This window comes from Desulfobacterales bacterium (genome assembly GCA_029211065.1).
Lineage (GTDB): Bacteria > Desulfobacterota > Desulfobacteria > Desulfobacterales > JARGFK01 > JARGFK01.
Window position 1 is genome coordinate 1 of record JARGFK010000138.1, and the last position, 10,366, is coordinate 10,366.

Annotated in this window: 11 protein-coding genes; 9 read left to right on the plus strand and 2 right to left on the minus strand. The window is 50.9% G+C overall.

The annotated features are described in order from the left end of the window. Positions 1 to 81 precede the first annotated feature (81 nt). Positions 82 to 1,671 (plus strand): TolC family protein, encoded by a 1,590-nt coding sequence (locus P1P89_20450; protein MDF1593887.1) that lies wholly within the window; start codon positions 82 to 84, stop codon positions 1,669 to 1,671. A gap of 61 nt (positions 1,672 to 1,732) precedes the next feature. On the opposite strand, the gene P1P89_20455 is transcribed toward P1P89_20450, so the two are convergent. Beyond that, positions 1,733 to 2,470 carry a hypothetical protein gene (locus P1P89_20455; GenBank protein MDF1593888.1) on the minus strand — a complete coding sequence of 246 codons (738 nt, stop codon included), beginning with the start codon at positions 2,468 to 2,470 and terminating at the stop codon, positions 1,733 to 1,735. Between the two features lie 135 nt (positions 2,471 to 2,605). Here P1P89_20455 and mtnA point away from each other — a divergent pair, with 135 nt between their 5' ends. The 8 genes from mtnA to P1P89_20495 all read left to right on the plus strand — a co-directional run bounded on the left by mtnA (position 2,606) and on the right by P1P89_20495 (position 9,351). Further along, positions 2,606 to 3,712 (plus strand): S-methyl-5-thioribose-1-phosphate isomerase, encoded by a 1,107-nt coding sequence (gene mtnA, locus P1P89_20460; GenBank protein ID MDF1593889.1) that lies wholly within the window; start codon positions 2,606 to 2,608, stop codon positions 3,710 to 3,712. 21 nt (positions 3,713 to 3,733) lie between these two features. Beyond that, a complete protein-coding gene (locus P1P89_20465; GenBank protein ID MDF1593890.1) occupies positions 3,734 to 5,074 on the plus strand; it encodes a cobalamin-dependent protein in 1,341 nt (446 codons plus the stop codon). 219 nt (positions 5,075 to 5,293) lie between these two features. Next, the gene (gene pdxS / locus P1P89_20470) at positions 5,294 to 6,160 is read left to right on the plus strand and encodes a pyridoxal 5'-phosphate synthase lyase subunit PdxS (GenBank protein MDF1593891.1); all 867 of its coding nucleotides are present in this window, start codon (positions 5,294 to 5,296) and stop codon (positions 6,158 to 6,160) included. A 2-nt stretch (positions 6,161 to 6,162) separates the two neighbouring features. Beyond that, positions 6,163 to 6,747 carry a pyridoxal 5'-phosphate synthase glutaminase subunit PdxT gene (gene pdxT, locus P1P89_20475; protein ID MDF1593892.1) on the plus strand — a complete coding sequence of 195 codons (585 nt, stop codon included), beginning with the start codon at positions 6,163 to 6,165 and terminating at the stop codon, positions 6,745 to 6,747. Positions 6,748 to 6,918: 171 nt separating this feature from the next. Beyond that, positions 6,919 to 7,302, plus strand: a complete 384-nt coding sequence (locus tag P1P89_20480) for a hypothetical protein (GenBank protein MDF1593893.1) — start codon at positions 6,919 to 6,921, stop codon at positions 7,300 to 7,302. 11 nt (positions 7,303 to 7,313) lie between these two features. Then, positions 7,314 to 8,783, plus strand: a complete 1,470-nt coding sequence (locus P1P89_20485) for a leucyl aminopeptidase (GenBank protein ID MDF1593894.1) — start codon at positions 7,314 to 7,316, stop codon at positions 8,781 to 8,783. Positions 8,784 to 8,815: 32 nt separating this feature from the next. After that, positions 8,816 to 9,094, plus strand: a complete 279-nt coding sequence (locus P1P89_20490; GenBank protein ID MDF1593895.1) for a hypothetical protein — start codon at positions 8,816 to 8,818, stop codon at positions 9,092 to 9,094. Between the two features lie 5 nt (positions 9,095 to 9,099). Beyond that, the gene (locus tag P1P89_20495) at positions 9,100 to 9,351 is read left to right on the plus strand and encodes a redoxin family protein (GenBank protein MDF1593896.1); all 252 of its coding nucleotides are present in this window, start codon (positions 9,100 to 9,102) and stop codon (positions 9,349 to 9,351) included. A 326-nt stretch (positions 9,352 to 9,677) separates the two neighbouring features. On the opposite strand, the gene P1P89_20500 is transcribed toward P1P89_20495, so the two are convergent. Then, the gene (locus P1P89_20500; GenBank protein ID MDF1593897.1) at positions 9,678 to 10,259 is read right to left on the minus strand and encodes a flavodoxin family protein; all 582 of its coding nucleotides are present in this window, start codon (positions 10,257 to 10,259) and stop codon (positions 9,678 to 9,680) included. Positions 10,260 to 10,366 lie beyond the last annotated feature (107 nt).

Genomic DNA, 10,366 nt, shown 5'->3' on the forward strand with positions numbered 1-10,366 from the left:
GGCAATTCACTGCCGAGGATGCCAGGATAAAACTACGCCGCCTCTATCCGACAATTGATGGTTGACGAGACACTAGCGGTTATGCTGATCGCCGTTTTGTTCTTTTTATTCATCCATATTTTTATGATGGTGCCGGTCAGCGCCCAGAACCGGGATTCTTACGTGGATAAGCCGGACATAAGCGCGCGGCCCCAATTCGTTCAAAGAGAAATCGGGCCGGCAATGGCGGCGCAGGATCGGGCATCGGAAAACTCGATCAGGGTGACGATTCAGGATGCGATCCTGATGGCCCTGGAGAATAATAGGTCCCTGGCGGTTGAGCGGATCAATCCCCTTATTCAGAAAACGATTGAAGAGCAGGAGCAGGCGCTGTTTGATCCGGTTTTAAATGCGCAAGCCACTGCAGAGCGGCAGCGGGGGGAGCGGGCCCGCTCCAGGGGCGGCAGGGATCCATTTGAGTCCGATACGATAGCCGGAGGTGTTGCCGTGGAAAAATTTTTCCCTGCCGGAACAACTGTTCAGGTGGAAGGCGGTTCCGAACGGGTTGAAACATCACTCAATGAGGATCCTTTTCTACAGTCGCGACTGGGACTTTCAGTAACCCAGGCCTTGTTAAGAGGGTATGGCACAACGGTAAACCTGGCGAATATCAAGCAATCTCGGCTGGATACGACGGCTTCCTATTATGAATTGCGTGGTTTCAGCGAAGCCCTCCTGAGCCAGGTCGAAACAGCCTATTGGGATTACGCCCTGGCCATTCGACAGATTAAAATTGTGGAAGAGTCGCTGCAACTGGTGGAGCAGCAAAAGAAAGAAGCAGAGGAAATGATCCAGGTCGGCAAACTGGCCGAATCGGAGCTTGTGGCCGCTCAAGCTGAAATTGCCGTCCGCCGGCAGGAGCTCATTGAAGCCCGCAGCACCATGGAAGTCAGACAGTTACGCTTCCTGAGGCTTCTCAACCCGCCGGGTGCCAATCCCTTTAAACGGGAAGTGGTTCTGCTGTCACGACCCGACCTGCAGCAGGTAACATTGGATGATACGGACGCCCATGTTGCGGTGGCGTTGAAGATGCGGTCGGATCTCAATCAGGCCCGCTTGGGTGTCCAGCGTGACGAAATTGAAATTGTTAAGACGAAGAACGGAACCCTGCCGAAGATGGATTTTTTCATTAACCTGGGAAAAACCGGCTATGCCGATTCTTTCGGCGGCAGCGTCAGCGATACCAGCGGCGACAGCTATGACGCCCTTGCCGGCGTCAGGTTTGAATACCCGTTTAAAAACCGGGCCGCAACCGCCCGTTACCGCCGGTCACAGCTCAACCGGGATCAAGCCCAACGGGCCCTGGAGAACCTTTCGCAACTGGTGGAACTGGATGTCCGTGCGGCCTATATTGAAGTGGAGCGCGCCCGGCAGCAGATTTCCGCATCTTCGGAAACGCGTAAGCTGGAAGAGGAAAAGATGCGGGTTGAAACCGAAAAATTCAGGGTCGGGCGATCCACAAACTTTCTGGTGGCCCAGGTACAGCGGGATCTTCTGCTGAGTCAACTGATCGAGGTCAGGTCAGTGGCCAGTTATCTGAAGGCGTTGACCGAATTGTTCCGGTTTGAAGGATCTTTGCTGGAGCGGCGCGGTATTTCAGCACCCGGTGACTTCCCGCCCACGGGGGGATGAGCATCGGCGAGCGTCGCGCAACGCGGCATGGCGGTCTTAGGCGCAGTTTTTCAACTATTTGTTAAAAAAGCTTCCGGCCCGCCTCGGTTTTTCCTGTTTTGCGTTGACGGGATTCTTTTTTTTCCGTCGTCAGCAACTCCTCAATATTTTCTGCACGGCAGATCATAATTTCAAATTGCGGCTGATCGTACTGGTCCACAAACAGGGATAAAATCAAAACATCTTTATCCAGTTTCCAGAAAAGCGACTTTCCTTTTTGATTCTGCCAGACGACTTCCCGGGGTTCCCCGTATTTTTGCTGGAGCGTTGCCAGATAATCCATCCCGTCCCGTTTGGCTTTGACCCGGAACAAAAGTGGTTTTTGGGTATAGTTTGAAAAAAACAATTCCACGTAATGAAATGTGGTGGAGTAACGATAGATCAGCTTTGTCGTATTGTGTTCGATTCTTGTCCGCCGGCCGCCTTCAAAGTTTAACTGTTTATTTAATTCGTTGAGATCCGGAAAATAGTTTTCCAGAAATCCGGGATAGTGCATTTCCAAATCAAGGACGGTCTTTTTTTCAATTGCTTCAGACCCCAGGCTTTTCCTCAGCCGGTCGCGGGCACTGTCGGTTAATATGGAATCAGCATGCATGTCCAGAAAGGTAAATCCCCTGACGATTGCGTCAGTGACGGTTGGAATCGAATCAGGGGTTGTTTTGTCAATAAATTTGAATAATATGATTCCTATAATGATCAACAGAACAATGCCTGAAATGATGGAGGCGATTTTTATCTTTTTTGATGGTATTTGTGTCATAAATAGCCTTAACTGTACGATTAGAGGAATGCCTAAATGGTTGACTTTTTAGTCGCCAAATAAGAATATTTTCCGGTAGCGATATCAAGTGAACAGCATTTTAACATCTTAACGGATTGAAAGCGAGTTCTTTTTATGCAAACAGATTCGATTCACCAAAGACCCATCTGGCTGGATCCGGATAGCGGGAAAGTGAAAATAATTGATCAGCGGCAGCTGCCCCATGCCGAAATGGTCGTTGAACTGAACACGGTTGCGGATGTGGTCCGTGCAATCAAGGACATGTTTGTGCGGGGGGCGCCATTGATCGGCGTCACGGCGGCTTATGGCCTTTATATTTCTGCAGTGGCGGCTGCCGGAGATAAGGCAGAACCGGGTTGCCTGCTGAGAGACGCACAAATGATAAAGTCGGCCAGACCGACAGCCGTTAATCTTGCCTGGGCCGTCGATAAGGTTCTATCAGAGGTTGCAAAATCAAACGATAGCGAAGGGCAGGTTCATGCCGCCAGGGTGGCGGCGGAGAAAATCGCTGAAGCGGAAGTGGAAAACTGCAGACAGATCGGATTTTACGGAATGGATTTAGTCGCGCAGATCAGCCGGAAAAAGAAGGGCGCGGTCGTTAACATTTTAACCCATTGCAATGCCGGCTGGCTTGCCTGTGTGGAACACGGCACGGCGACTGCCCCCATCTATGCAGCCCATGAAAACGGCATCCCTGTTCATGTCTGGGTGGATGAAACCCGGCCGCTGAACCAGGGGTCCCGCTTGACCGCCTGGGAGCTCGGCAAAAAGGGAGTCCCCCATACCGTTATTGTGGACAACGCCGGCGGTCATCTCATGCAGCACGGGAAAGTCGATATGGTCATTACCGGGACGGATCGAACCACATACACGGGGGATGTGGCCAACAAGATCGGGACCTATTTAAAGGCCCTGGCTGCAAAAGACAATCATATACCGTTTTACGTTGCCTTGCCTTCAAGCACCTTCGATTGGACACTTCGAGACGGCATAAAGGAGATTCCCATTGAAGAACGCGACCCGGACGAAGTCAGATATGTTCAGGGTTTGGACGGCGGAGTTATCCGCAGGGTTCTGGTTCCCCCGGCGGGCAGCCCCGCCGCCGACTATGCTTTCGACGTCACCCCGGCCAGGCTGGTGACCGGGTTTATTACGGAACGGGGCGTCTGCCGGGCGACGGAAGCGGATATCCGGCGCTTGTTCCCCGAAAAACATGCGTGACTTATTTGCGATACTTTTCCCGTGAAACCGGACAAACCGCATATACTTCTGGTCAATCCCTGGATAACCGATTTTGCTGCGTACGATTTCTGGGCCAAACCGCTGGGGGTGCTGACGCTGGCCGGCATTCTCAGAGCGCACGATTTTAAAGTGTCCTATCTGGACTGCCTGGATCGTTTTCATCCCAACGCCCCTGCTTCGGACCCCGGTGCCAGAGATGGACGCGGTCCCTATTTGAAGACACGCATAAAAAAACCGGATGTTTTTGAAGATGTCCCCCGCAATTATTCCCGGTACGGGATCCGGCCGGAGTGGTTCAGGCAGGATTTAAGGGAGTTGGCGCAGCCGGATCTTGTTCTGGTGACGTCACTGATGACGTATTGGTATCCGGGGGTTCAGGAAACGATCCGGGTCATTAAAGAGATATTTCCGGAACCGACGGTGATTCTCGGTGGGATTTATGCAACCCTTTGCCGGGAGCATGCTGTCGACCACTCGGGTGCAGATCTGATTACGCCCGGCCCGGGGGAAGGCATTATTCTGGAACTGGCATCCCGGCATACCGGCTTTTCGGCAGAATGCCGATTCGATCCTGAAGATATGAATACGTATCCCTATCCGGCTTTCGATCTGCAGCGCAGGGTGAACTATGTCCCCTTGCTGACGTCCAAAGGGTGTCCGTTCAAATGCGCGTATTGCGCTTCGCATTTGCTGCATCCAAAGTCGCTGCGACGGGGAGCGGATGCCGTGGTGGCTGAAATTCAATTCTGGCATCAAGCCCATGGGGTCAGAGATTTTGTTTTCTACGATGATGCCCTCCTGGTGGATGCGGAAAAACATGCCATGCCCCTGTTTGAGGCGGTTATTCAGGCCGGTTTGGATATCCAATTTCACCTCCCCAATGCCGTTCATATTCGTGGAATTACAGACCTGACAGCCGGCATGATGGTTCGGGCCGGGTTTAAAACCATCCGTCTCGGGCTTGAAACGACAGCTTTTACGCAAAGGGAAGGACTGGATGCAAAAGTGACAGCGGCTGAATTTGTACAGGCGGTCACGCAGCTGAAAAATGCCGGGTTCAAAAAGAACCAGGTCGGTGCATACCTGCTGGCGGGACTTCCAGGGCAGACGCTGGCGTCCATCGTCGAATCTATCCGGACCGTTAAACAGAGCGGTATTACACCCATACCGGCCTACTATTCCCCGATACCGCAGACCGTATTATGGAAAGCGGCATTAAAGTCTTCCCGGTATCCACTTGAAAAGGACCCCATTTACACCAATAATGCCGTACTGCCGTGTTATCCCGGTGCTTTTTCCTGGGAAGCTGTTTCCTATCTGAAAAATCTTTCATCCGGATAATCAAAAGATAAAGGCGGTATGTATAAGGGGATTGTAATCGTAACAAAGCGTACCTATGTTAAACTAAAAAATTTTGTCGATTATATTATTAGAGGAAAGAGTATTATTTTTAGGTTTGTGGTGCTATATTTAAAATTATTTTGAATATTTTTGTGGAGGGTCGTTATGAAAACTAAAAAAAAGATTGATAAGATTTCTTGCCAGGATAACGCCGACAGCATGACCGTTAAACGCGGACTGGCCCAGATGCTTAAAGGCGGCGTTATCATGGACGTGGTGACGCCTGAGCAGGCCCGGATCGCCGAGGATGCCGGGGCGGTGGCGGTGATGGCCCTTGAACGGGTCCCGGCCGACATCCGTGCGGATGGGGGGGTGGCGCGCATGTCGGACCCCGGCTTGATTCGCAAGATTATTGAGACCGTATCCATCCCGGTGATGGCAAAATGTCGCATCGGCCATTTTGTGGAAGCCCAGATACTGGAAGCCATAGGTGTGGATTATATCGATGAAAGTGAAGTGCTGACACCGGCGGATGAAGCCTATCATGTCAACAAGCATGCGTTCAAAGTGCCTTTTGTGTGCGGATGCCGCAACCTGGGTGAGGCCTTACGCCGACTGGGCGAAGGCGCTGCCATGATTCGTACCAAGGGCGAAGCCGGGACCGGAGATGTTGTGGAGGCGGTCCGGCATGCCCGCTCGGTTTTGGGGGAGATCCGGCGTCTGCAATCTATGCCCGATGAGGAATTGATGACTTATGCCAAAACCATCGGTGCCCCTTACGAACTGGTTAAAGAAACGAAAACGCTGGGGCGGCTGCCGGTGGTAAATTTTGCCGCGGGGGGGCTCGCGACACCTGCGGACGCAGCCTTGCTGATGCAGATCGGGGTTGATGGGGTTTTTGTCGGCTCGGGAATTTTCAAAAGCGGAAATCCGGCCCAGCGGGCCAAGGCAATTGTTGAGGCCACAACGCACTTCAGAAATCCAAATATTCTTGCCAAAGTAAGTGAAAATCTGGGAGCCCCCATGGTGGGTATCAACGTCAGCAGTTTGACTGAAAAAGAGCAATTGGCAACACGCGGCTGGTAAGCATGGAAAATGATACCAAAAAAATCGGGGTACTGGCATTACAGGGTGATTTTATCGAACACATCGCTGCCTTGCGCCGCCTGGGCGTTGATGCCGTAGAGGTGCGGTTGCCGGCGGACTTGCAGGATCTCTCAGGCCTGATTATTCCCGGGGGCGAAAGCACCACCATCGGGAAACTGGCTGTCAGCTATGGCCTCATGGATCCTTTGCGCCATTTCGGCCGCCACAAGGCGCTGTGGGGTACCTGTGCCGGAATGATTTTAATGGCCAAGGAAATCGGTATGGATCAGCCGCTGTTGGGCCTGATGGATATCAAAGTCCAGCGAAATGCTTTCGGACGCCAGAAGGAAAGTTTTCGAAGCGATATTACGGTGCCGGTTCTGGAGGAAGGAGATGTCCGGCCGTTTCCGGCTGTTTTTATTCGGGCGCCTAAACTCCTATCGGCAAGCGGAAAGGCGAAAGTCATCGCTTCCCTGCCGGATGGAACCGTTGTGGCTGCCCAGGAGGACAAATGGCTGGTAACGTCCTTTCACCCGGAATTGACAACGGATGACCGATTCCATCGATATTTTTTAGGCCTGGTTTAAGTAAACCGATTCGCTCAAACAACTTTCCGGTTTTAAACGCAATGCTGCCGGAGCGGGACTCGGATCTGAAATTCATCGAAAATCTCAGTCTTTTGTGGCATCTATTTGACAATTACGGAACTTTACTCTAATAAATTTCAATGAACCGGGGCTGCAGCGGAGGGTGTGAGGGTGAAGGACTTTCTAAAGAGCATATTTGCCTTAAAACACAGAAAGTATAAGCGATACCAGGTTCAAGAGGGATTAACGGTTGCGATTGATCCAGAACCATTGCCCGAGGATCAAATCGTGGATATCGGAATGGGCGGCCTCACATTTAACCGGGTTGACAAGGTACAACCCCTGCCGGTCAGATTTAAGATCGATTTATTTATGGATGGCAAGTTATATCTGGAAAAGTTAAAAGTTAAACTGATTTCAAATATCGAGTTCGGTGATATCTCATACAGCTCCAAGAACATCCGCCGCATCAGTGTTCAATTCTTAAGCCTGACACCTATACAGGAGTTTGATTTAAAAGCCCTGATAAAGAGTCACGGCATAGAGGAAATTTAGTGAGGTAAATTGTGATAGCATTCGCATCTGCTGATTTAAAAAAGACGTCCATGGAAACATTGATAATACCGGTGTGTGCGGACAAGGAAATCCATTCGGACCGGGCGATTGTTGCAGTTCTTAAAAAAGTAAAAAAACTGAAAGAGTTCAGCGGGGCAAAAGACGAGGAAATTGTTTTCTATAAGCCATCCGGGATAGCGGCGGACCGGATCATTTTTTTTGGGTTGGGGAAATTGAACGGGGTTGATGCCGAAGCCTTGCGGGCAATGGCGGGAAAAGCAGCTAAAAGAAGTATCCAGATGAAGCTTGACGCCGTCCATTTTATGGTGCCGGCGGCACAAAAAATCAAACTGGAGCTGTCCCTGATTCTCGAGGCTTTGATGGAAGGGCTTTCTCTGGGAAACCATCTGTTCGACAAATATCTGGCGGAAAAAAAACAAAAGCCGCTTAAAAAAGCGTATTTGCTGGTTGCGGATGAAGCGGCGAAAAAATACGGCAGGCTTCCGTCGCGGATAGAGGCCATTTGCACGGGAACCGCGCTGGCAAGGGACTGGGTCAGCATGCCGTCCAATGAGAAACGACCGGAGCAGTTTGCAAATTTAATTGTAACCCATGCGCGCAAGGTGAAACTGAACGCCAGAATCATGCAGGAAAGGGAGCTGGTACAGAAGAAGTTCGGTGCGCTGCTGGCAGTCGGCGCCGGGAGTCAGAGCCGGCCGCGGATGGTCGTCATGGAATATAAAGTCAAAGGATCCCGGAAAACAATCGCATTTGTCGGTAAGGGGGTAACGTTTGATTCCGGGGGGATTAATTTAAAGCCGTCGACTTCAATGGACGATATGAAAATGGACATGTCCGGTGCGGCTGCGGTTGCAGCCACATTGATTACGATTGCGAAGTTGAAACCCAGAATCAATGTGATCGGCGTCGTGCCCATTGTTGAGAACATGCCTTCGGGGAGCGCCTCGCGGCCGGGGGATATCATCAAAAGCTATTCGGGCAAAAGTATTGAAATCGGCAATACCGACGCCGAAGGCCGCCTGATCCTTGTGGATGCCATGGCGTACGTGTCCCGAAAATATAAACCCCAGACCCTCATCGATCTGGCCACCCTCACCGGCGCCTGTGTTGTGGCGCTGGGAGAAAAGATCGCCGGTGTTTTTTCAGAAGATGACGCGCTTGCCGAAGTGATTGTTGCGTCCGGGAAAAAGACCCACGAGCGCTGCTGGCGGATGCCGCTGCCGCAGGATTATAAAGAACAGCTCAAGAGCGATTTCGCAGATATCAGCAATATGGGGAGTACGCGCTGGGGCGGCGCTATTACCGCCGCGCTGTTCCTATCGGAGTTTGTCAAAGATATCCGCTGGGCCCATATCGACATCGCCGGGCCGGCCTATGCCAAAAAGGGGGATGCCTATTGTACTGCGGGGGGTACCGGATTCGGCGTGCGGCTGTTGTGTGATCTGATCGATAAGCTTTAACCGGAATCCTGAACACAAAAGGAGAAGGATCTATGACCAAATATACATTGATCGGGGTGCTTTCATGCGTGGGGGGCGGGTTATTGATCGGTTTTCAAATGTTATCGAGTATAATGGAGACCAAAACCGTCGGGCGGAGTTCAACCCTTGTGGATATCGTTGGCGAGCAGCATTTTGAATGGATGGGAAACGCCTCACTCGGGGGGCTTGAAAGAGTTGCCGAGTATATTGTAACCATGCCGTTGTTTATCTTGTTGTTCTGTATCGGCGGGCTGTTTTTTGTGTTGGATTATTTTCTGGGGCGAAGATAGTCCGCATGGATCTGCCCTTTGCACAGAAACGCTGGTGCGGCGCAGCCGGTGTCGACAAAGTCATTACACTCTCGGATCATCGCCAGGCGGAATTCGGCAATGCCTATGGCGTGCTGATCCCGGAACTGCGCCTGCTGGCCCGGGCGGTGTTTGTGGTGGATAAAAAGGGAGTGATTCAACACATTCAGCTCGTTCGGGAAATCGCCGAGGAGCCGGATTATGATGCCGTGCTGGAAGCTCTGAATAAACTGGTTTAAAAAAAATCCAAGTACCAAGTATCAAATTACAAGCAAATCTCAAATTCCAATTTTAATGAACTCGTAAAAAGTACTCCAATTGTCATGCCGGACTTGATTCGGCATCCAGAACCGTCTGAAATTCTTGGATTCCCGCCTTCGCGGGAATGACGAAAGAGGCGCATTTTCGACTTTTTACGAAGCCATCAATTTTCAATGACCAAAACTTTCCAGTTCGAAGCATTGTTCGGATTTTCGAATTTATGCCATTGGAATTTGAAATTTGGGATTTCAGCAAGTTATTGAAATTCCAGCAATGAAAATTCCCTTTGGAGTCGGATATTTACTCAGAGGATGGTCGCAAACTCTTTTCCGGCCCGGTAAACTTCGTCCAGATAATCAGGGTGCTTTAAAACATCCCCCTCAAAATCAAGCCCCCGGTAGAGGCACGATCGCCAGAGCTGCGCATCCAGCGTGTCCAAAAAATATTTTATCGACAGGAGTGAGCCATCAAAGAGTTTTTTCCCTTTGGTTGCACCCACTGAAATGAACAACCCTTTTCGGCTGGGTTGGCGTGCGCCAAAGGGAACTTTATCGATCCAGTATTTTTTGACCCACAGGGATTGGCATCGATCCATCAGGATCTTTGTATGGGCACTGACGGTGTAGAAAAAAATCGGTGAAGCCAGTATGATGCCCTGAGACGCCAGCAATTGTTTTAAAACTCCCTGGAAGTCGTCCTGGATGGCACATTGTCCGGATTGTTTACATCCGTATATCTCAAGGCACGGCGACATCTTAAGGTCGCGCAACACAATTTCATTTACCTCTGCTCCGGCATCCCGGGCGCCCTTAATCGCCTGTCGCAATAGAGTTGCGGTGTTACCCATGCGCCGCGGACTTCCAAAAACGGCTGTTATTTTAGGCATTCGGTTTTTCCTCGTTTATTCCGCTATAGCGGTTGTCAGAATTACGTTCCGATTCAGCCGCCGGACAATTCCGTTTCAATCGGCAAAAACTCGCAAATAAAAGCGCG

What these genes read in the sequence shown, in the direction of transcription:
- pdxT (MDF1593892.1), top strand. Translation starts at nt 6,163, where the DNA reads ATGGAAAATGATACCAAAAAAATCGGGGTACTGGCATTACAGGGTGAT.
- P1P89_20450 (MDF1593887.1), top strand. Translation starts at nt 82, where the DNA reads ATGCTGATCGCCGTTTTGTTCTTTTTATTCATCCATATTTTTATGATG.
- P1P89_20490 (MDF1593895.1), top strand. Translation starts at nt 8,816, where the DNA reads ATGACCAAATATACATTGATCGGGGTGCTTTCATGCGTGGGGGGCGGG.
- P1P89_20455 (MDF1593888.1), bottom strand. Translation starts at nt 2,470, where the DNA reads ATGACACAAATACCATCAAAAAAGATAAAAATCGCCTCCATCATTTCA.
- pdxS (MDF1593891.1), top strand. Translation starts at nt 5,294, where the DNA reads ATGACCGTTAAACGCGGACTGGCCCAGATGCTTAAAGGCGGCGTTATC.
- P1P89_20495 (MDF1593896.1), top strand. Translation starts at nt 9,100, where the DNA reads ATGGATCTGCCCTTTGCACAGAAACGCTGGTGCGGCGCAGCCGGTGTC.
- mtnA (MDF1593889.1), top strand. Translation starts at nt 2,606, where the DNA reads ATGCAAACAGATTCGATTCACCAAAGACCCATCTGGCTGGATCCGGAT.
- P1P89_20500 (MDF1593897.1), bottom strand. Translation starts at nt 10,259, where the DNA reads ATGCCTAAAATAACAGCCGTTTTTGGAAGTCCGCGGCGCATGGGTAAC.